Source organism: Weissella coleopterorum (assembly GCF_011304355.1).
Lineage (GTDB): Bacteria > Bacillota > Bacilli > Lactobacillales > Lactobacillaceae > Weissella > Weissella coleopterorum.
This window is the reverse complement of record NZ_CP049888.1, coordinates 1,282,576-1,304,218: the sequence shown is the minus strand read 5'-3', so window position 1 is coordinate 1,304,218 and position 21,643 is coordinate 1,282,576. Positions and strand designations below refer to the sequence as shown.

Annotated in this window: 20 protein-coding genes, 1 pseudogene and 1 riboswitch; of the genes and pseudogenes, 16 read left to right on the top strand and 5 right to left on the bottom strand. The window is 38.8% G+C overall.

The window, feature by feature from the left end; all coding sequences use genetic code 11:
* The first annotated feature begins 57 nt into the window (after positions 1-57).
* The 4 genes from G7084_RS06630 (at position 58) to ntdP (ending at position 4,164) form a co-directional block, all read left to right on the top strand.
* The gene (locus G7084_RS06630; RefSeq protein WP_166011158.1) at positions 58-693 is read left to right on the top strand and encodes a redox-sensing transcriptional repressor Rex; all 636 of its coding nucleotides are present in this window, start codon (positions 58-60) and stop codon (positions 691-693) included.
* A gap of 63 nt (positions 694-756) precedes the next feature.
* Positions 757-2,694, top strand: a complete 1,938-nt coding sequence (locus G7084_RS06625; RefSeq protein ID WP_166011156.1) for an ABC-F family ATP-binding cassette domain-containing protein — start codon at positions 757-759, stop codon at positions 2,692-2,694.
* 15 nt (positions 2,695-2,709) lie between these two features.
* Positions 2,710-3,510: a RecX family transcriptional regulator gene (locus tag G7084_RS06620; protein ID WP_166011153.1), complete on the top strand. Its 801-nt coding sequence runs from the start codon at positions 2,710-2,712 to the stop codon at positions 3,508-3,510.
* Positions 3,511-3,612: 102 nt separating this feature from the next.
* Positions 3,613-4,164, top strand: a complete 552-nt coding sequence (ntdP, locus tag G7084_RS06615) for a nucleoside tri-diphosphate phosphatase (protein WP_166011151.1) — start codon at positions 3,613-3,615, stop codon at positions 4,162-4,164.
* Positions 4,165-4,228: 64 nt separating this feature from the next.
* On the opposite strand, the gene G7084_RS06610 is transcribed toward ntdP, so the two are convergent.
* Positions 4,229-4,972, bottom strand: coding sequence for a M15 family metallopeptidase (locus G7084_RS06610; protein WP_166011149.1), 744 nt, complete (start codon positions 4,970-4,972; stop codon positions 4,229-4,231).
* A gap of 108 nt (positions 4,973-5,080) precedes the next feature.
* Between G7084_RS06610 and G7084_RS06605 the strand changes: the two genes are divergently transcribed.
* Both G7084_RS06605 and G7084_RS06600 read left to right on the top strand, forming a co-directional pair.
* Positions 5,081-6,271: an aminotransferase class I/II-fold pyridoxal phosphate-dependent enzyme gene (locus G7084_RS06605; protein WP_166011147.1), complete on the top strand. Its 1,191-nt coding sequence runs from the start codon at positions 5,081-5,083 to the stop codon at positions 6,269-6,271.
* 37 nt (positions 6,272-6,308) lie between these two features.
* On the top strand, positions 6,309-6,929 hold the full coding sequence (locus G7084_RS06600; protein ID WP_166011145.1) for an ECF transporter S component: 621 nt from the start codon (positions 6,309-6,311) through the stop codon (positions 6,927-6,929).
* Between the two features lie 82 nt (positions 6,930-7,011).
* Here G7084_RS06600 and mscL read toward each other — a convergent pair whose 3' ends face one another.
* A complete protein-coding gene (gene mscL, locus G7084_RS06595) occupies positions 7,012-7,392 on the bottom strand; it encodes a large-conductance mechanosensitive channel protein MscL (RefSeq protein ID WP_166011143.1) in 381 nt (126 codons plus the stop codon).
* A gap of 199 nt (positions 7,393-7,591) precedes the next feature.
* Here mscL and G7084_RS06590 point away from each other — a divergent pair.
* From G7084_RS06590 to thrS, 10 genes and pseudogenes are all read left to right on the top strand, one after another.
* A pseudogene (locus tag G7084_RS06590) lies at positions 7,592-9,252 on the top strand (formate--tetrahydrofolate ligase).
* 111 nt (positions 9,253-9,363) lie between these two features.
* Positions 9,364-10,002: an HD domain-containing protein gene (locus G7084_RS06585; protein WP_166011141.1), complete on the top strand. Its 639-nt coding sequence runs from the start codon at positions 9,364-9,366 to the stop codon at positions 10,000-10,002.
* Positions 10,003-10,127: 125 nt separating this feature from the next.
* Positions 10,128-10,403, top strand: coding sequence for a co-chaperone GroES (locus G7084_RS06580; protein ID WP_166011139.1), 276 nt, complete (start codon positions 10,128-10,130; stop codon positions 10,401-10,403).
* 44 nt (positions 10,404-10,447) lie between these two features.
* The gene (groL, locus tag G7084_RS06575; protein ID WP_166011137.1) at positions 10,448-12,067 is read left to right on the top strand and encodes a chaperonin GroEL; all 1,620 of its coding nucleotides are present in this window, start codon (positions 10,448-10,450) and stop codon (positions 12,065-12,067) included.
* 210 nt (positions 12,068-12,277) lie between these two features.
* The gene (locus tag G7084_RS06570; protein WP_166011135.1) at positions 12,278-12,772 is read left to right on the top strand and encodes a hypothetical protein; all 495 of its coding nucleotides are present in this window, start codon (positions 12,278-12,280) and stop codon (positions 12,770-12,772) included.
* Positions 12,773-12,785: 13 nt separating this feature from the next.
* A complete protein-coding gene (locus G7084_RS06565; protein WP_166011133.1) occupies positions 12,786-13,322 on the top strand; it encodes an ECF-type riboflavin transporter substrate-binding protein in 537 nt (178 codons plus the stop codon).
* Between the two features lie 21 nt (positions 13,323-13,343).
* Positions 13,344-15,344: a DNA mismatch repair endonuclease MutL gene (mutL, locus tag G7084_RS06560; protein ID WP_166011131.1), complete on the top strand. Its 2,001-nt coding sequence runs from the start codon at positions 13,344-13,346 to the stop codon at positions 15,342-15,344.
* Between the two features lie 28 nt (positions 15,345-15,372).
* Complete coding sequence (locus G7084_RS06555) at positions 15,373-15,870, top strand: YehS family protein (protein ID WP_166011129.1); 498 nt, start codon at positions 15,373-15,375, stop codon at positions 15,868-15,870.
* A 37-nt stretch (positions 15,871-15,907) separates the two neighbouring features.
* Entirely contained in the window at positions 15,908-16,363 is a 456-nt protein-coding gene (locus tag G7084_RS06550) for a flavodoxin domain-containing protein (protein WP_166011732.1), read from the top strand.
* 341 nt (positions 16,364-16,704) lie between these two features.
* Positions 16,705-18,654 carry a threonine--tRNA ligase gene (gene thrS, locus G7084_RS06545; protein ID WP_166011127.1) on the top strand — a complete coding sequence of 650 codons (1,950 nt, stop codon included), beginning with the start codon at positions 16,705-16,707 and terminating at the stop codon, positions 18,652-18,654.
* Positions 18,655-18,747: 93 nt separating this feature from the next.
* Here thrS and G7084_RS06540 read toward each other — a convergent pair whose 3' ends face one another.
* The 3 genes from G7084_RS06540 to G7084_RS06530 form a co-directional block, all read right to left on the bottom strand.
* Positions 18,748-19,248: an energy-coupling factor transporter transmembrane component T gene (locus G7084_RS06540; RefSeq protein ID WP_246163777.1), complete on the bottom strand. Its 501-nt coding sequence runs from the start codon at positions 19,246-19,248 to the stop codon at positions 18,748-18,750.
* Positions 19,249-19,399: 151 nt separating this feature from the next.
* On the bottom strand, positions 19,400-20,800 hold the full coding sequence (locus G7084_RS06535; protein WP_166011123.1) for an ABC transporter ATP-binding protein: 1,401 nt from the start codon (positions 20,798-20,800) through the stop codon (positions 19,400-19,402).
* A 3-nt stretch (positions 20,801-20,803) separates the two neighbouring features.
* Positions 20,804-21,367, bottom strand: a complete 564-nt coding sequence (locus G7084_RS06530) for an ECF transporter S component (RefSeq protein WP_166011120.1) — start codon at positions 21,365-21,367, stop codon at positions 20,804-20,806.
* Between the two features lie 90 nt (positions 21,368-21,457).
* Positions 21,458-21,551: riboswitch (TPP riboswitch) on the bottom strand.
* Positions 21,552-21,643 lie beyond the last annotated feature (92 nt).

Below are 21,643 nucleotides of genomic sequence, written 5' to 3'. Positions count from 1 at the left end.
GATGTGCTACACTAATCATAGATTTAGAAAAAATTATATAGATTAAGGTGAGCTAACATGACAGAACAAAAAATTCCGCGGGCAACAGCAAAGCGGTTGCCAATTTATTATCGTTATCTCAAATTACTGCTAGATGAAGGAACTAATAAAATTTCATCGGTTGATTTAGCGGAAATTGTTAAAATTGACGCCGCAACGATCCGCCGTGATTTTTCTTGTTTTGGGGCCTTAGGAAAAAGGGGCTATGGGTATGATGTAGCCGAATTGATTGAATTTTTCGCTGGTGAATTAAATCAAGATAACTTAGCATCTGTTGCTTTGAGCGGATTAGGAAACCTGGGTCATGCTTTACTCAATTTCAAATTCCAAAAAACTTCAAATGTACGGGTCTCAGCGGTTTTTGAAGTTAACCCTGATTTAATTAATACGATTCAAAGTGGTGTACCCGTTTTTTCAATGGACCAGTTAGAAGAACAAATTGAAGAGCAACGCATTGATGTAGCTATGTTAACTGTACCTGCTGATGCAGCTCAAACTATTGCAACACGTTTGGAAGCCAGTGGGATTAAGGGGATTTTGAATTTTACACCCCTTCGCTTAAATGTTTCCCGGAAAGTACACGTCCAAAATGTGGACTTAACTAATGAATTACAAACGTTACTTTATTTTATTGATAATGATATTAGTAACTAAAAAATACGAAAAAGAGGCTCAGACGTGTTTTGTCTCGGCCTCTTTTGTTAGATGGAGTTAGGAATGATTATTTTACAAGCAAATGATGTAAGTCGTCGATTTAACGGCGTGACTTTTTTTGAACATTTTTCTCTCCAAATCCAAGATCGGTCACGAATTGGGTTGGTTGGAAGAAATGGGGCTGGAAAGTCAACCTTGTTAAAAATCTTAATCGGTCAAGAACTACCTGATGAAGGCGTCGTTTCATCCAAAAAAGGGTTGAAACTAGCCTACTTAGCACAAAATTCGGGGATGGATTCAACCTTGAGTGTGTATGATGAAATGCTAGCTAGCTTTCATAAAGTACGTCAGATTGAACAGCAGATGCGACAAATGGAAACAGCAATTGCCGCGACGACAGACTATGAAAGCACTGCGTATCAAACGTTACTGAATGAGTATGATCAAATTCAACATGATTTTGAAGCATTAAACGGCTATGGCTATGAAGCGACCATTCGTGGTGTGTTACATGGGTTCGGCTTTGATGAGACCTTTTATGCGCAGAAAATTTCGGACCTATCAGGAGGTCAACGTACCCGTTTAGCAATTGCAAAACAATTGTTAGAGAAGCCTGATTTATTGGTTTTAGACGAGCCGACCAATCATTTGGACATGCAAACGCTGGCATGGTTAGAGAAGTATCTACAAAATTATCAAGGCGCACTTTTAATCGTTTCGCACGATCGTTATTTCTTAGATCGAGTAGTGAATGAAATTTATGAAGTTCACGGCGGAATATTAGATCATTACCAAGGTAATTATAGTCGTTACATGGAACAAAAGATCGCTAAGATTACGGCTGAACAAAAAGCGTTTGATCGCCAACAAAGTGAGATTGCTAAATTAGAGGATTTTGTTAATCGTAATATTGTCCGCGCTTCAACGACTAAGCGCGCCCAGTCACGGCGGAAGCAGCTTGAAAAGATGGAAGTTTTGGCGGCGCCTAAGAATGAATCCGGAGTAGCCCATATTACTTTCACGGCTGCTCAAAGTTCAGGGAATGAAGTCTTAAAAGTTGAAGATTTGAGTTTAGGTTATCAAATGGATCAACCCTTAGCGCAGAATGTTAATTTATCCGTTAAAAAACAACATGCCGTGGCATTGGTGGGTCCAAATGGAGTGGGAAAATCAACGATGATTAAAACGCTATTAGGATCATTACCACCTTTGGCAGGTTCTTTTAAGCTGGGAGCGAATGTCACAGTTGGTTACTATGATCAAGAACAGGCGACCTTAGATTCACATAAAACGGTCCTGAGTTCGGTTTGGGATTTACATCCGAAAATGGCTGAAAAAGATGTACGGTCGATTTTAGGATCATTCATGTTTACCGGTGAAGATGTTGACAAGAAGGTCACGGCGCTCTCTGGTGGTGAGAAAGCACGTCTCCTGCTGACGGTCTTATCCATGAATGAAGATAACTTCTTGATTCTGGATGAACCGACGAATCACTTAGATATTGATTCACGTGAAGTCTTGGAGACAGCCTTAAATGAGTATAACGGCACAATCTTTTTTGTTTCCCATGATCGATACTTTATTAATGAAGTAGCAACCGAAGTTGTTGAACTATCAGCTCAGGGGACCCAATTTTTTGATGGTGATTATGATTATTATCTTGAAAAAATTGAACAAAGAAATGAAAAGAACGGAACTGACAACCAACAAGCAACGCAGTCATCACTTGATGATGAGGTGTTAGATTATCAAACCAATCGAGAGCAGCAAAAGGAATTACGGAAAAAAGAACGTGCGGTAACAAAAGCAGAATCCGCGATGGAAGCAATTATGCAAGAAATTGAGCCTCTCGAAAGGGCACTGAATGATCCGGTGAATGGCTCAGACTTAGGTAAATTGACAGAATTGACACAGCAGATCGAAAGTTTGCAACAAAAATTGGCACAAGTAGAAGATGAGTGGACACAAGCTTCATTGGAATTAGAAACCTTTCAAGCATAAGCAAGGAGGATTAAAATGACTGAAGTCACGCGGGTAACTCGCACTAAAAAAGGTGATCGGTATAATATTTATTTAGATCATGAGTTTGCTTTTGCAGTTGCTGAGAAAATATTGATCCAATTTAATTTGTTTAAGGGGACCCAAGTTGAACCGGAATTACGGACAAAAATTATTGCCGCTGAATACAACCAAAAGGCTTATCAAAAAGCGTTGACCTACGCAGCAGGAAGCTTGCATTCCAAGCAACAAGTTAGAACTAAGCTATTGCAGGCTGACTTTCCGGCTCCCGTGATTGATCAAGCAGTTGCACGTTTAGAAGAATTAGGTATTATTGATGATGTTCAATTTGCGAATGAGTATCTAGCCGGACAGATACGTCGTGGTAAGTTAGGACCCAGATCAGTTAAATTTAATTTACAAAAATATGGTATTGATCAATTCGTAATTGAAGATTTATTAGTCCAATATGATGAGACTACAGAGAATGAAAATTTAGCACAATTGATTGAACCATTATTTCAAAAATATCGACGTGAATCGACGTTTATGGCAGATCAGAAGGTTTCTCAAAAATTGTATCAAAATGGATTTGATCAACGTGCAATTAAAAATGCGATTCAATCTTTTCATGCCACGACTCCCGTAGATATGGAACAGCTTCAAGAAAATTTTGAACGTACCATAGAGCGAGTGACACAAAAATATCAAGCTTTCACAGGCTGGGAATACCAAAGTAAGGTTAAGGCAGGAATGTATCGTCGAGGATTTGATTTGCGGCAAGTGGACCAATGGTTGAAAAGTCATCGACATGATTAAAAAGATCTGTTGGAACTGGATGGCAAATTAAGCAAAGTTTAAATAAGCGTGGTATAATTTTAAACGAAGTTCGTCGCTGTGGCGAAGGAGAAGGTTAAAGTTATGCAAAATAGTCGACTGCCGAGAGAAGGGGACTATATAACGATTAAGAGCTATAAACACGATGGAAGTCTACACCGTACTTGGCGTGAAACAATGATATTGAAGACCAGCGAAAATGAGATTATCGGGATAAATGATCATACCGTAGTGATTGAAGACGATGGTCGTCGATGGGTAACTCGGGAACCAGCGATTGTTTATTTTCATCGAAAATATTGGTTTAATATTATCGCAATGATTCGAGATAATGGAATATCGTATTATTGTAATTTGGCTAGTCCTTTTGTCTTAGATAAAGAGGCACTAAAATATATTGATTATGACTTGGATGTTAAGGTTTATCCAGATGGAGAAAAACGCTTACTTGACGCTGATGAATATCAAGCTCATCGGGAAAAATGGCAATATTCTGATGAAGTGGATTTTGTTTTAAGTGAACATGTCAAAATTTTAGTGGATTGGATTAATCAGCGTGAAGGTCCATTTTCTGAAGGTTATGTTGACCTTTGGTATCGGCGATATCAAGAGATTAAAAATCGGGCACATCGTTAATAGCTCTCTCATAAATAAAAAAACTAGTTCGGGAGAACTAGTTTTTTTATTAGGTCTAAACGGGCTAATCCAGAATAGTTACCCAAGGGAAAACTGGTTTAGTCGCCCCATACAAAGCATGGTCCTGATTTGCACAGTGAGCCCAATTTTGATTGCCATAATCGAAATGCCACCATTCATTTGATAGATTGGTGAAGCCTACCGAAGTCATAATATGGTAAAGGAGTCGCCGATTATCACGAGCTTTTAATTCGGAAGGAGTCAAATCGGTTTTAATTTCTAGGTAATTTGTTTTAGCGCTATCGTGAAAGTCATCAAAAGGGGAGGCCATATCTAACATGACTCCCTGATTATCAACGATGGTTAGATCAATAGATCCCCCAGTATTATGTGGAGAAGGTTTGTGATTATCACGTGATGGTTTAGCGACGGTTTCCAATGTTTTTTCAATTACTTGAGTTTTGGACCAAGTTGGATTAGTTTGTGAAATTTTACGTTTCAGCGAATGGAACAGGGCTGCCTGGGTGGAAACTGAACGCCAAGCATCAAAAATCACTAGTTTATAGTCTTCGGGGAGTAAGTTAGCAGCCTGCACTAATTTAATTTGCACACTTTGACGAGCATATAACTCTGACATTGCTCCTGACAAATTTTGAATAAAATAGGCCGGTTGAACAATTATTTTTTCTGGTAATAATCCAAGGGGGACAAGGGCTTCGTGGTTTTCTTCGATCTTAGCGTCTAAGGCAGTTGACCAATCCCATTCAGTCAGATTAGTTGGAATTTCATTTTGTATATTTTTTCCCATGGTTTCCCTCTTTTGGTAAATTTACGGTATAATGTTTAAAATATTAGCTATTATTATTTTAATACATTCAACAAGAAAATAGCGGATTAATTTGGAGGAAGTTTTAGAATGAAGCAAGAATTTGTGCAACCTATTAATCAAACTGTCCAAGCCATGACGATTGATGGCTTAACTGGATTTCAAAAGAAAATCGCAGGAATTGAGGATTTGGTTTATCTAACTTTTGGAGAACCAGGATTTAATATCGAAGATTCAATTAAAGATGCGGTGATTGAAGGAGTCAAGAATAATCATTCACATTATGCAGTTGCTGAGGGTGATATGGTACTTCGTCAAGCCGCTGTTGATAATTATAATGAAAAATTCGATTTGCATTTCAATGGACCGGAAAACGTAGTCGTTACCTCTGGAGTGACAGAAGCTATCTATGTGCTCTTTCAAACATTATTGAACCCTGGGGATGGTGTTTTAATTCCAACGCCTGCTTACCCACCTTATTATGCAGCCATTAACATTATTGGTGGTCAGATGTTGAAGGTTGATACTTCTAAAACTGCTTTTAAAATTACTCCACAAATGATTGATGAAGAAATCGCAAATGCTGACTTTCCAGTCAAAGTAATTTTATTCAATTATCCAAGTAATCCGACAGGGGCCACTTATACTGAAGCGGAATTACGCGAATTAGCTAATACGTTTAAGAAGCATCAATTGTGGGTTATTTCTGATGAAATTTATGCAGAACTAACTTATGATATTCAGCATGTTTCAATGATGAAAATTTTACCTGAACAAACAGTGATGATTACTGGTTTGTCAAAATCACATGCAATGACAGGGTATCGGATCGGATTCGTTATTGGGGCGGCTGCTATTATTGCAGAGGTTTCAAAGGTGCACGATACATTAACGTTCTCCTTACCACAAGTGACACAGGATGGGGCAATTGCTGCTTTGACGCAAGCGAAAGACGCTCCCGCTAAGATGCGCAAAATTTATCAACGTCGACGAGACTTTGTAGTAGAAAAAATGACGGCGATGGGCTTTGAAGTTGGTAATCCACAGGGGGCGTTTTATATTTTTGCCCGAATTCCAACAGATTTTTCAGCTGGTGCAGATGGGCTAGCCTTCGCATGGTCGCTGGCTACTGAAGGTGGTGTAGGTGTCGCTCCGGGGATTGCCTTTTCGGATCAAACAGCAGATTATATTCGGATTTCATATGCTGCAAATGATGAAAATTTGGCTACTGGAATGGAACGTATGGCGGCTTGGATTGAACAAGAGCGCGCTAAGCGTTAAGTATTGAGGTTTTAGCTATTGGAAGAGGATGAAAGGCATGATCAATAAGAGAAAATCAACGCGCCAGTTAGTTTTAACGGCAATGTTTATGGCGATTATTTTGTTACAGTGCATGGTACCGTGGCTTGGATTTATTCCCATTAATCCGATGGTGAGGGTAACAATCATTCCATTTACTGTTTCACTAGGTGGGATGTTGCTAGGACCACGAGTGGGTGGTTTATTAGGCGCCGTGATGGGAATGTATTCTTTTTATCATGCTTGGACGCTACCAATTGGAATCGGATCACTCATGTTACGCAACCCAATTACCGCCTTATTGCCGCGCATTTTGGTCGGTGTGATTGTTGGAATAATTTATATTAAATTAGTTCAACAAAAAGCGCATAGAGCATCGCCCTTATTAATGTTTTTGCTAGGGGCACTGGCAGCTATTATTAATACTGGTTTAGTGATTGGCTTAACTTGGCTTCATTTTCGAATTTTTAATACCACGGTTGCTGGACTTCCTAACCATGTAGGTATCATTTGGATGTTTACTTCTATTGCAGGATTGAATGCTTTGATTGAAGTAGTGGTGGATGGGTTACTGGGGATGCTTGTAGGTTGGCCAATTTTACGTTATATGCAAAAAGGTTCAACATTAGTTCAAAAATAAAAGGTAAGATATCAAATTAGTGTACTCATAATAAAAAGCTCCACAAACTAACTAGGTTTGTGGAGCTTTTTACTTGGAATTATCATTGATTTTGCTTAGCCAAAAGGTCACGAATTTCCGTTAACATTTCAACTTCGGGATTGACCGCATCGGTTGATTCAACGTTTTCTTGACGAATAAATTTATTCAAAAACTTAATAATTAAGAATACGACAAAGGCAGTAATCAAGAAATTGATCACATCACCTAAGAATGCTCCGTATTTCAAGACAAGACTATCATTAATAGTTAGTTTTAGATTATCCAAACTGGAAACTTGTCCGGTAAAAAGACCAATGATCGGATTGATTAAATTGTTAGTCAGTGATTTAACAAGGCCAGTAAAAGCACCCCCGATGATAACCCCAACGGCTAAGTCTAAAACGCTACCACGCGAAATGAAATCTTTAAATTCTTTAAGCATTAAATAATATCCCCTTTACAATTAAATGATTAGCTTAAGCTTACTAAAAATCAAGTAAATACACTACTTAAACTCGATATATTAAATATAAATTTAATAAAAATTAAAAAATAAATTGAGGGGTGAATAAGAAAGCGTTTCAATTCGGTAAAAGTCATCTATAATAGCAATAAATGGAATTGTATGGGAGGCATTCAAGATGACAACGGATATTGAAATCGCACAACAAGCTGAAATTTGGCCAATTCAAAAAATTGCAGCGCAGGTTGGTTTAAAGGATGATGAAATTGAAACATATGGATCAAATAAGGCCAAAATTAAACTTAGTCAAAAACATCAGGCACAAAAACTAGGTAAATTAATTTTAGTTACTGCGGTTAGTCCGACCCCAGCAGGAGAGGGAAAATCAACAGTTACAATTGGATTGGCTGATGCACTGAATTTGTCCAAGCGCCAAGCCATGGTGGCATTAAGAGAACCATCAATGGGGCCAGTGATGGGAATGAAAGGAGGTGCCACGGGCGGCGGATATTCACAAGTTATCCCGATGGCAGATATTAATTTACATTTTACGGGAGATTTTCATGCGCTAACCAGTGCCCATAATACTTTGGCGGCTTTAATCGATAATAGTCTGCAGCACGGAAATCCACTCCAAATTGATCCACGGAATATTATTTGGAAACGAGTTTTGGATGTTAATGACCGAGCCTTACGACATATTACGATCGGTTTAGGTGGACTTAAGTCTGGTGTGCCTCGTGAAGATGGGTTTGATATCACTGTTGCATCAGAATTAATGGCGATTCTAACATTATCAACAGATTTAATGGATTTAAAATCTCGAATAAAGCGTATCGTAGTGGCCTATAATCTGGATAATCAGCCAGTCACAGTCGCAGATTTAGGGGTAGCTGGCGCTTTAACGGTTATGTTAAAGGATGCTATTAAACCAAACTTAGTCCAGACTTTAGCCCATACACCTACCTTAATTCACGGTGGACCTTTTGCTAATATCGCACAGGGCACTAACTCAATTCTAGCAACTCAATCGGCATTAAAGTTAGCCGATTATGTGGTGACGGAGGCTGGGTTTGGAGCAGATTTGGGTGGCGAAAAATTTCTGGATATTAAGGTCCCATTATTAGGAAAGAGTCCGGATACTATCGTGCTAGTGGCAACAGTTCGTGCCCTTAAATATAATGGTGGACAATCGTTAGATTCGTTATCTGATTCAGATTTAACGGCCTTAAAAAAAGGGTTAGTTAATTTAGAGCAACATTTGACGGCAATGCAACGATACCATGTACCTGTGGTGGTAGCAATTAATCGCTTCGCCGCTGATACCGTGTATGAATTAGAATTGGTGAAGACGTTTGTAAAAGATCATCAAGCCACCGCTGTTGTAGCCGATGTTTGGGGCCAAGGGGAGATGGTGCATTAGAGTTGGCCGAGACCGTCGCCAATAAAAGTGAAGAGCAGCATGAATTTACACCATTGTATGACCCTATGACCACGTTTGAAGATAAAGTCGATAAATTAGTGACTGAAATTTATGGTGGCGCACAATATGAATTATCAGCCAAAGCCCAAAAGCAGTTACAGCAATTCAAAAAATTTGGTTGGGATAACATGCCCATTGTGATGGCTAAAACCCAATACTCATTATCAGATGATCCGCAGCGATTAGGGGCACCTAAGGACTTTACACTCCATATTCGCGAACTTGTGCCAAAATTAGGGGCAGGATTTATTGTGGCCTTAACTGGTTCAATTTTAACGATGCCTGGGTTACCAAAAGTACCAGCAGCCAACCGGATTGATATTGATGAAAATGGAGTTATATCTGGATTGGACTAGTTTGGCTAGCTGGAAGGGAAGATACGACGGATTAGGTGAAGTAATGTCCAGCGGATAGATGATTTTTTAAAATTAAAAGTAAATAGATAGAATGTTTGAGGAGTAGGAAAGATGCAGATTGAAGAAATTAAAGATTATGTTCGTGAGGTAACAAGCCAGGAGTTTTCGGGGCATGATTATTTACATTTGGAACGAGTATTACAAAACGCGGAATTGTTAATGCAGTCTGAGGAGAATATGAACCAAGACGTAATCGTAGCAGCAGTTTTACTGCATGATTTAATTGATGACAAATTAACTGATACGGTGAATGAAACTATTGATGAACTTCGGATTAAGATGCGTGAATGGGGACTAACGGATGTAGATAGGGCTGAAGTCTTGAATATTATGACACACATGTCCTATTCTAAAAATTTGGAACAACATTATAAGCTCAGCTTGGAAGGTGAAATTGTTCAAGATGCAGATCGGTTAGACGCTTTAGGCGCAATTGGAATTGGTCGTGCTTTTGCCTATGGTGGTCATGCGAATAATTTAATGTATAATCCCAATGAAATAGTGCGTGAAAATATGTCTGAGATTGAATATCGACAGCATAGCACTGTGATTAATCATTTTTATGAAAAACTATTGAAATTAGAGAGTACTATGAACACAAAAACAGCGCAGACGATTGCGGCGCGCCGAACAGCGTTTATGCGTTTTTATTTAGATGAATTTATGGCGGAAATCCAGGGTGAAAAGTAATCGCTTTCAATCCGTGAGATTTAATTGATGATTTAGTTGAAAAAATTTACCAGTGTGGTATTATAGAAAGTGTTAATTAGCACTGAGTGTCAAAGAGTGCTAAAAAATAAGGAGGAAATCATATTATGTTAAAACCATTAGGGGATCGGATTCTATTACAAGTCAATGATGAAAAAGAGCAAACGGTCGGTAGCATTGTGATCGCTTCAAATGCGCAAGAAAAATCTGCCACAGGAACTATCGTAGCAGTTTCTGACACCACGGTTGGTGATTTGGAGGCTCCGAAGGCTGTCAAAGTTGGGGATGAAGTTATTTATGACCAATATGCCGGCAAAGAGATAAAAAATGGTGGCGAGACATATTTGGTTTTGCATGAACGTGATATCATCGCCGTTCTATAAAAATATAAAATTCAATTAATAATATAAGGTAAAGGAGTTATCAAATGGCAAAAGAATTAAAGTTCTCTGAAGATGCGCGAGCAAAAATGAAGGCTGGGGTTGATCAACTAGCTGATACTGTAAAAACAACCATTGGACCTAAAGGCCGAAATGTAGTGATTGAACAAAGTTATGGAGCTCCGACAATTACTAATGATGGTGTAACAATTGCTAAAGCTATTGAATTGGAAGACCATTTCGAGGATATGGGAGCTAAGTTGGTTGCTGAAGTGGCTTCTAAGACGAATGATATTGCTGGTGATGGAACGACAACCGCAACCGTATTAGCACAAGCCATAATTAACGAAGGCTTGAAGAACGTCACGGCTGGAGCAAATCCAGTTGGTGTCCGTCGTGGAATTGAATTAGCTACGAATGCTGCCGTTAAATCATTACATGAAATGTCTAAGACCGTTTCAACAAAAGAAGAAATTGCGCAAATTGCGTCAATTTCAGCGGCTAACGAAGAGGTGGGTGCTTTAATTGCAGAAGCCATGGACAAGGTTGGTCATGACGGTGTAATTACCATCGAAGAGTCAAAGGGAATTGAAACAACCTTGGATGTTGTTGAAGGAATGCAATTTGACCGTGGATATATGTCACAATATATGGTTACTGATAATGAAAAAATGGAAGCTAATTTGGATAATCCATTTATCATGATTACTGATAAGAAAATCGGCAATATTCAAGATATTTTACCAGTTCTACAACAGGTCGTAGAGCAAGGCCGGGCGCTTATGATTGTGGCAGACGATATTACAGGTGAGGCACTACCAACCTTGGTTTTGAATAAGATGCGTGGAACCTTCAACGTGGTAGCTGTTAAGGCTCCGGGGTTTGGAGATCGACGTAAAGCCATGTTAGAGGATTTGGCCGTGTTAACTGGTGGAACCGTTATTACTGATGACCTTGGGTTAAATTTGAAGGATGTAACCATTGAGAATTTGGGACAAGCGGCAAAGGTTACGATCACAAAAGATAGCACAACGGTGGTAGAAGGTGCTGGAGATAAGCAATTGCTTACGGAACGAGTTGCTTTGATTAAGAGTCAAATTGATGAAACAACATCTGACTTTGATCGTGAAAAGTTACAAGAACGGCTAGCAAAATTGGCTGGAGGAGTTGCAGTTATTAATGTTGGGGCAGCGACTGAAACCGAATTAAAAGAACGTAAGTATCGAATTGAAGATGCTTTGAATGCCACTCGTGCAGCGGTTGAAGAAGGTTTCGTCGCCGGTGGTGGAACAGCATTGGTCAACGTGATTCCAGCGGTTTCAGCCTTAAAGGCTGAAGGGGATATTCAAACTGGAATTAACATTGTTGAACGCGCACTTGAGGCACCGGTTCGTCAAATTGCTGAGAATGCTGGACTTGAAGGATCTGTGATCGTCAACAAGTTGAAGGAGCAAACTCTAGGGACTGGTTATAATGCTGCTGATGATACTTGGGTTGATATGATTGCAGCTGGAATTGTGGATCCTACTAAGGTGACACGGTCAGCCTTACAAAATGCCGCATCTGTATCAGCATTGTTATTGACGACTGAGGCAGTGGTAGCTGAACAACCAAAGGATGAAGTACCTATGCCAGCCCCACAAGGTGGCATGAATGGTATGATGTAATTTAAATAATTGATTGAGAAAACCGACTACAATGAATTTGTAGTTGGTTTTTTGATTTAAAAAGAATAGGTACAAAATTTTTTGGATGATAGAGCAATATACTGGATATTTATCAAATAGCTGATTTATGGGTTAATTCAATGTGGTAAAATGAAGGTTAAGTATAAAAACACATTTTTTTGCAAAAGTCTGAAATCAAAGGAATTTAAAATGCAACTAACAGGAAATGAAGTAATTGAGGTTTTAAAGAATGAGGAAATTGAACAACGTATTTGGACGGCGGAAGACCAGACGTTGATTAAATTAGACCCGCTATTTACGTTTTTGAAGCAAAAAATTCAAGAGAATAAATTAGTGAGCGGCGAAATTATCATCAGTGGTGATGAACCAATCCACTTAAGTGTAGAAACAAATTTGATTAATTTACCGCTCCGCTATATCAATCAAATAAGCAAGATTATTATTAATGATCCCGCAAATGAAGTGAATTTATATATGTTTGTTGATCATCCAGATGTGACAAAGTCAGGGATGCGAATTGAATTAGCAGCTTCGGTTCAATCGTTTTTAGACGATTCAGAATCTGTTATGGGTAAAATTGCGCTCTTTTTTGATCGTGAGCTTAAAAATATTATAGAAAACCAAAAGCTCAAAGCAGAGCAAAAAGCTGATGATAATTCAGCCGAGACAGAATTGAAGGATTAGAGGGGATGCGCCCATGCGTTTTAAAAAAATTAAATGGATCTTTGCCCTTAGTGTGAGCATCTTATTTTTTGCATGGTTGATGCGAACTTTTCATGCTCCTCTGGGCGTTATGCATACCCAGATTAATATTGCGATGGCCTGGTTGGCCTTTGTGACATCAATTTTTGGACCAATTTTTGGACTCATGGTGGGATTATTAGGGCACGCCTTACAAGATTATTTATTATTGGATAATGCTTGGTGGTCATGGGTGATTGCCGATGGCCTGTTTGGATTATTATTAGGTTTGGTGACACAACGATTACAGTTGATTTTTAGCCCATTGACTTGGCAAAAAATTATCGCTTTTAATGTTTGGCAAGGATTAGCAAATATTATTGCATGGATCGTAATTGCTCCACTGGGTGATATTTTAATTTATGGTTCAAAGGCTAAGCTAGTATTCCAACAAGGCCTTTACGCCGGAATTGCCAATTTCATAGTTATTGCAATTGGTGGAACTTTGTTAATTATGATAGCTAATTCATTAGTTAAACTATTGAAACGATAAAATAGTAAATAGGAGGTGCACATGGGGCAAGATATCATTGAATTATCGGAAACTTTAGCAAACCAAATTGCCGCTGGTGAAGTGATTGAGCGACCCGCATCGGTTGTAAAGGAATTGGTTGAAAATGCGATTGATGCGGGAGCAACCAAAGTCGATATACTAATTGAGGCAGCTGGAATTCAATTAATTCAAGTGATTGACGATGGACAAGGGATTCGAGCTGACCAGTTAGAACGAGCTTTTTTGCGACATGCCACTTCTAAAATCAAAACCAAACAGGATTTATTTCAAATTCATTCTCTTGGTTTTCGAGGCGAAGCCTTGCCATCGATTGCTTCAGTTGCTGATGTTTTTTTGGAAACAGCTGTGGCAAATGCAGAGTCTGGAGCGATGTTGCACATTCGCGGTAATCAGATTTTAGAACAGAAGGGGGCTGAGGCACGGAAAGGGACAAATATAACCGTGCGAGATCTCTTTTTTAATACACCCGCTCGATTGAAGTATTTGAAATCTCAAACCACAGAATTAGCTAAAATCGTTGATATTATCAATCGCTTGGCGTTTAGTTATCCTGAAATTTCGTTTAACTTAGTACATAATAAAAAACGCTTAATGCAAACGGTCGGCAATGGCAACTTACAACAGGTTATTGGGGCTATTTATGGAGTCGAAGTGGCTCGAGATATGGTGACTGTCACGGCTGCTGATACTGATTTCAAGGTTCAAGGCTGGATCGCAAAGCCAGAGTTAACCCGTTCTAACCGTTCATATATTAGTCTGTTAATTAATGGCAGATATGTTCGGAATTTTAATTTAGCTAAGGCTTTGGTCAAAGGTTATGGAACGCGTTTAATGGTGGGGCGGTTCCCGTTAGCGGTGTTACAGATCGAGTTAGATCCGAGTTTAGTAGATGTTAATGTCCATCCTCAAAAATTTGAGGTTCGGATTAGTAAAGAAAATCAGTTATTAACTTTACTAGAAAAGATGGTTTCTGAGGCATTTAATCAAGTGAACTTGATCCCCAATGCGACGGAACATTTAGACGATGCATCAGATGGGCCGCGTGCTGAAATAAATTTTGTCCAACAATTAAATCAAATTTCTAAAAGTAAACAAGCTCAGAGTGGTCGACAATCGCTTCAAAGTCAAAAAAAGGAACCTCATATTGGTACGGGAAAAGCCGACCAAAAAAATAATCAAACAACTCCGCAACCATCAATTCAACCTATTGTGGTGGAACATGTGGGAGATTTAAATGATAGTAGTGTGGAAGATTTCAGCCACAAATATCAAGCTAATTTACAACCGGATCCCTTTGGCGCAATAAGTACGTCGATTATTACGGGTGATCAAACACAGTTACCTTTACAATCGGATTCAAAGCAATCCATTGTAGCGGGATTCCCGCAATTGGAATATCTAAGTCAATTTCATGGAACTTTTTTATTTGCTCAAGGGGCAGATGGTTTGTATTTAATTGATCAACATGCGGCACAAGAACGAGTAAAATATGAATATTATCATGCAACTTTAGCACAGACTGGATTAGAACAACAAAAATTATTGGTGCCACTGGTGTTTGAGTTTACGACCGTAGAAATGCTGGAGTTGGAAAGTCAGGCAGAAACTCTAGGTGCGCTTGGGTTACATTTAGAAAATTTCGGTCCTAATACTTTGATTTTACGTGAGCATCCTGGATGGTTTCCAGTTGGTCAAGAGGCGGAAACAGTTCAAGAAATGGTTGACTGGTTACTGCGGGATGGTGGTTTAACGTTACAACAATTTCGAGAAAAAACGGCGATCATGATGGCTTGTAAACGTTCAATTAAGGCCAATTGGAAGTTAAATGCCAAAGAAGCTCAAAATTTAATTGACCAATTGGCTGAAACTAAAAACCCTTACAATTGTCCTCATGGCCGTCCCGTAGTAATTAATTTTAAAGAAACTGATCTCGAGAAAATGTTTAAAAGAATTCAAGATAGCCATGAAAATTGGATTGAGTATGACCAACACCCATTTTAAGGGTATTAATAAATTAGAGGGAAATTAAATGAATAATAATGATATTGTAATTCGCTTACGGTATGCACTCACAATTTCAAATGCAGATATGTTGAAAATTTTTAAATTGGGTGGCTTAGAAATTACAAATGAACGCTTGGCAAATATTTTGAAACGACAGGAAAAAGAAACTGTGCGTGATCAGAACTTATCCATGGAAGAATTAGAACGTTTTATGAATGGCTTAATTTTATCACAGCGTGGTATCAAAAAGGATACGGCGGGACAACCATTACCATCAACGTTTGATATGCAAAAAGAAGCTGATATTAATAATGTGGTCTTAAAGAAATTGAAAATTGCAATGATGTATACTAGTGCGGATTATCAAAGTTTTTTCAAATCTGCGGGAATTGAAGTATCAAATGCGGAATTGAGTGCCGTTTTGAGACGACCTGATCATCGGAATTATCGTCCGGCAGGAAATCGCTATCTCAGAAATATTTTGAAGGGGATGGCATTAGAGTATCGTCAAAAAAAAGCATAGTTTCATGGGATGAGAGATGAGAAGCGGAGGTGATCAGATGCGGGCACGAATTTTATTTGCGACTTTAACGGGCAACAATGAAGACGTTGCTGATGTCATTATTGCTGAATTTCAACGTCTAGGAGTGGAGACGATTAAAGAAGATATCACCAATGTAGAGGCTTTGGATTTAAATCCAACTACGCAAGATATTTTGGTAACAGTAGTTTATACCTTTGATCTGGGAACCCTGGCGGATGAAGCAATTGATTTCTATGAGGATTTACCGGATGTCGATTTGGCCGGCGTTGTTTATGGTGTGGCCGGTTCGGGCGATGTCTACTATGGTCAAGATTACGGAACAGCAGTGGATATCTTAGAACAACAATTTACTAAGACACAAGGGATCCAGGGTGCACCTGGCGTGAAAGTGAATTTACGACCTGATGCACAAGCAACAATAGAATTGGAACAATTCACACAGGCTTTAGTGAAACAGGCGCAACGAATTTGATTAATACAGGGGAAAGGCTTGTCACCTTTTGGAAAAGTGATTATAATAAGAAACATAATAAAACGTTGAAAAAGATACGTTAGTCTGACCAAAGTATTAAAAGCGAGACTGGAAAGGTGTGAGCCAGTTAATATGGGACAGATTGATACTCCTTTTGAAGTGAATTAGGAAACTAGTTTCGTTCCCCGCGTTAAGGGTTTTGAGTTGTATGGTTTATATACAAAAACTTCGGGTGGTACCACGTGTCAACGTCCCGTTCTGATATCAAGCTGGATATCAGAACGGGACTTTTTTTAATGTTATTGAAGTAACTACATTTAGTATAGATAAGAGGTAAAGAAATGGCAGAAATTGAAATTAAATTCCCGGATGGGGCAGTTAAGAGTTTTGAGGGTGGCATTACTCCACTTGAGATTGCAAACGGAATTTCAAAGTCGTTGGCTAAAAAGGCCGTTTCAGGGCGACTGAATGGTGAATATATTGGAATGCATGATCAGATGATGATTGGTGGCGATTTTGAACTCATTACTAAAGATTCTGAGGAAGCATTGCGCTTATTACGTCACTCAACTTCTCATTTAATGGCGCAAGCACTTAAGCGGCTTCATCCTGAGATGCACTTCGGAGTTGGACCGGCTATTGATAACGGTTTTTATTACGATACTGATAATGACGCGGGCCAAGTCTCAGTTGAAGAATTTCCAGTTATTGAAAAGATTATGCATAAGATTGTCGAAGAAAATCTGCCAATCGTTTCTCGTGAAATTTCACGAGATGAAGCTTTGGAGATGTTCAAAGATGATCCATATAAGGTTGAATTAATTAATGATCTACCAGTTGATGAGAAAATTTCAATTGCGGTGCAAGGGGAACATATCGAATTGGACAAAGGTGGACTAGTTCCATCAACGGGATGGATTAAGCATTTTAAGTTGACATCAGTTGCTGGTGCATATTGGCGTGGAAAGTCTTCTAATCCAATGCTACAACGGATTTATGGGACGGCCTTTTGGAATGCTGATGACTTACAGGCTGAATTGAAGCGTCGTGATGAAGCTAAAGAACGCGATCATCGTCGTATTGGAGCTCAACAAGATTTATTCTTTACGTCACAAGAAGTGGGATCAGGACTACCAGTGTGGATGCCAAATGGAGCGGCTATTCGCCGAACTTTGGAGCGCTACATCGTTGATCGTGAACTAGAAGCAGGTTATGAACATGTTTATACACCAATCTTATCTAATTTAGATCTGTATAAAACTTCAGGACACTGGGATCATTATCACGATGACATGTTCCCACCAATGGATATGGGGGATGGTGAATTCTTAGAATTGCGGCCAATGAATTGTCCTTCGCACATTCAAGTTTATAATCATCATCCACGTTCATATAAAGAATTACCTTTACGGATTGCTGAATTAGGAATGATGCACCGTTATGAAAAGTCTGGGGCACTAACTGGACTATCACGAGTTCGAGAAATGACATTAAATGATGGACATACTTTTGTAACTTTGGACCAAATTGAAGCTGAATTTAAAAATATTTTGAATTTGATGATTGATGTTTATAATGACTTCAATATTAGTGATTACCGCTTCCGCCTTTCATATCGTGATCCTGAAAATACAGAAAAATATTTTGATGATGATGAAATGTGGGCAAATTCACAACGGATGTTGAAGGCAGCTATGGACGATATGGGCTTAGATTACTTTGAAGCCGAAGGTGAAGCTGCTTTCTATGGTCCTAAGCTGGATGTACAGATTAAAACGGCTTTGGGTGGGGAAGAGACCCTCTCAACAATTCAATTAGACTTCTTACTACCCGAGAAATTTGATTTGGGTTATGTTGGTCCCGATGGTGAGCAACACCGTCCAGTTATGATTCATCGTGGAGTAATTTCAACGATGGAACGCTTTACGGCGTACCTAATTGAAATGTATAAGGGGGCTTTCCCTACTTGGTTGGCTCCCCATCAAGTACGGGTTATTCCAGTGAACCGTGAAGCACATGGTAGTTATGCGCAAAAGATTGTTGAACAATTGAAGCATCAAGGGGTGCGAGCCGAATACGAGGCCCGCAATGAAAAGTTGGGTTACTTGATTCGGGACGCCCAATCATTGAAAATTCCGTATACTTTGGTAATTGGCGATGATGAGCAAAATAATGAAAGTGTTACGATTCGTCGCTTTGGATCTCGCGATACTGAGAACATGGCATTAGCTGAATTTGAACAAAAGTTATTAGCTGATATTGCTAATTATTCACGCGATACGCAAGATTAAAATTTAATTTTTAAGGCCAAACATATTTTATTATGTTGGGCTTTTTTTGTATTAAAAAAGCCCCAACTATCCAAAAGATGGTTGAGGAATTTATTAGCTCAAGAATAAGACACTATTAAAGAGCAAAAATATTATTATAAGCAAACCAATTTGTAATAACGGCCATGATTGCTTTTCTACCTCAGTTCGAGGATATCCTTCCGAAAAGCCATGGGAATGCATGGCATTTGTTAAATCGTTAGCCCAGTAATTCGCACTCAAAATCGTTTTCAAGTACAGTTGTGGACTCCATAGATGGTATTTAATTCCGCGTAATTGTGCCGCATATTGAATGATTTTGATTTGATGTTTAACTTGTTCTAATAAATTTAACGCAGCTAAAATGCCGTAGACAAAAGTATTAGAGAGATTAAATCGGACATGTAGGTTCATGAGTAAGGCTCGGGGTGATTCAGTCAAAGTGATAACCGCACCTAGAATTAAATAAGCATATAGGCGGGTGGTATAGATACTTGCATTCATGAAATGATTACCGGTACCAAACAGCCAAAATGAGGACCAAGTTCCAAAAGCCAATGGGGTTGAAATGATCAATAGCCAGATAATTTTACGTAAATGAACCCGATTTAAAAATAAATAACATAATCCCACCAAGATTAAAAAGATGTTACCGTCAATGCTACGCACGAAGGATATTTCAATGGAACATAATAAAACCAGTATGATGAGTAAAGTTGGTTCCAATTTAAAATGGAGTGACATTTCGATGCTCCTCTACATGCGATGGGTTGATAAAATTCTGATCGACGATCATGCGTTCATAGTCAATGAATGGTTCGAGACCATGTCGTTGATGGGAAATCATGAAGATGCTGGTTTGAGTTGCTTTAACGTATGTAGACATGATTTCCATCAGGACGTGAATCGATTTTAAATCGAGCCCAGCCAGAGGTTCGTCTAATAAGAGAACGGGTAAACCTAAAATTAGTAAAGCTAAAGTTTGTACCTTTTTTTGTTGACCGCCGGATAACTGATATACACTTTGTTCTAAAGTGTGGCCTAACTCTAATCGGCTTACCGACTCGGCAATCAATTGAGGTGTCCAGTAATCGGACTGCTGACTAACTTTTGAACTAACCGCAAATTCTGCTCGAGGAGTTAGTTCAATAAATTGATGGCTGGCCGTTTGGAAGCCATATCCAACTAGTTTTGACCAAGGTTTAGGTGTTTTTTGGGTCTTCCAAGTTAATTGACCACTGAGCGGAATTTGACGACTAAGGGTCTTTAACAATGTTGATTTACCCGAACCATTTGCGCCTGAAAGTAGGCCAATTGAGGCTGCGGGGATGTTGAAATTATTTGACTTCAAAAGTAATTGATCCTGTTGGATCAATTTTAAATTATGCCAACTTAGTGGTCCCATTGTTAAATCAGAATGGTCTAAAAATATTACGGGCGGGTTCTGACTGAGTTGCTGTTGGTCACCTAATTTTAATTCGCCTGTTGCTGTGATCTGATAATGGTGATCAATAATTGACTGATAATTATTGAGATCATGATCAGTAATAATGATAGTTTTAGCATGCTGAACTTGAATTTGCTTTAACAATTTTAATAGGGCTAGACGCGAACTTGGATCAACATTGGCAAATGGTTCATCTAATAAGATGATATCGGTGTCCATCGCAAGAATAATGGCTAAAGCAATTTTTTGTTGTTCTCCTCCAGATAATTGTAGTAATGGCCGATCGGCTAAATTTATTAAATTTAGTTCTGCTAAAACGGTTTGAATTCGAGGCTGAATTTGACTCTGTGGGGTTTTGATATTTTCTAAGGCAAAAGTTAATTCTTCTTGTGCGGTTTGCATGGTAAATTGGCGTGTGGGATTTTGAAATAAGAGAGCAATTCGTTGCGCTCGATCGAAAGGGACAACCGTGTGAACCGGATATTGATTAATTAAAATGGTCCCGGTTTGTGGTTTTTCAAGTCCGGCCATTAGCCGCATTAAGGTTGATTTTCCGGCCCCACTCGGTCCACTTAGTAAATTAAAACTGTTCGGTTGAACCTTCCAACTAATATTCTTTAAGACGGATACTCCTGGTGATGCATAGGTATGTGATAAATTATTAATGGTTAAGGTTGTCATAGGCTATTTTTGAATTACTCCGGTGCGAGCAAGTAGTTTGTCAATTAAATAGATTAATATGCCGGCAAAGAAGCCTGCTGAAATGAAACGAATCAAGAATAGCAGAGCTAACATAGGTAGATGATAAGCTAGATAACCTGATTGGAAGAGATCCCAGATAAAAGTGAAGCAAGTCATCATTAATGCAGAAATGAAAAGGTTTATTTTAGGTTTTGGTTGATACTTCGTACTGGCAAAACCAACTTCTGCACCCAGTCCTTGAATCAAACCAGAAACTAGATTCATGGCCCCCCATTGGGAGAATAAAAACATTTCAATGGTCGCAGCTAAAAATTCACCTAGGGTAGCAGAGCCAGGTTTTTTAATTAAACGACCGGCCAGAGGTCCGGCCATCAACCAAACGCCCAATGTCGCATCATTTGCAAATGGTTTGAGCGGGGTTGCTGCGATTAATGTGTATGAGAAGCCCCAAATTTGGTAAATAACCCCAAAGAAAAGGGCAATGATGGCCAAAAAAATAACATCTTTGAGTTGCCAGTGAGAATGAGTTTTAGAAATAGTTTGCATGAGAATGCCTCCAAAATTTTTTTGATATTTCAAACAAAAACCGTTCTTTAGACATGCTGAAAGCACGTAAAGAACGGTTGTTTACAATTTAGAGTAAATAACCAAGCTTCCTTCGTCGGTGCTAACCGTAGCAGGTTCAATGGGTTACTTCTCAGCTCAAAAATGAGCGCCCCAGCTTGTTTGATATGTCAAAATCAGTTTAAGGCTTTTTGGAATAAAAAGCAATTAAATACATTAAGATAAATAGTTTTTATTCAGTTACTGATTTGACGCTCA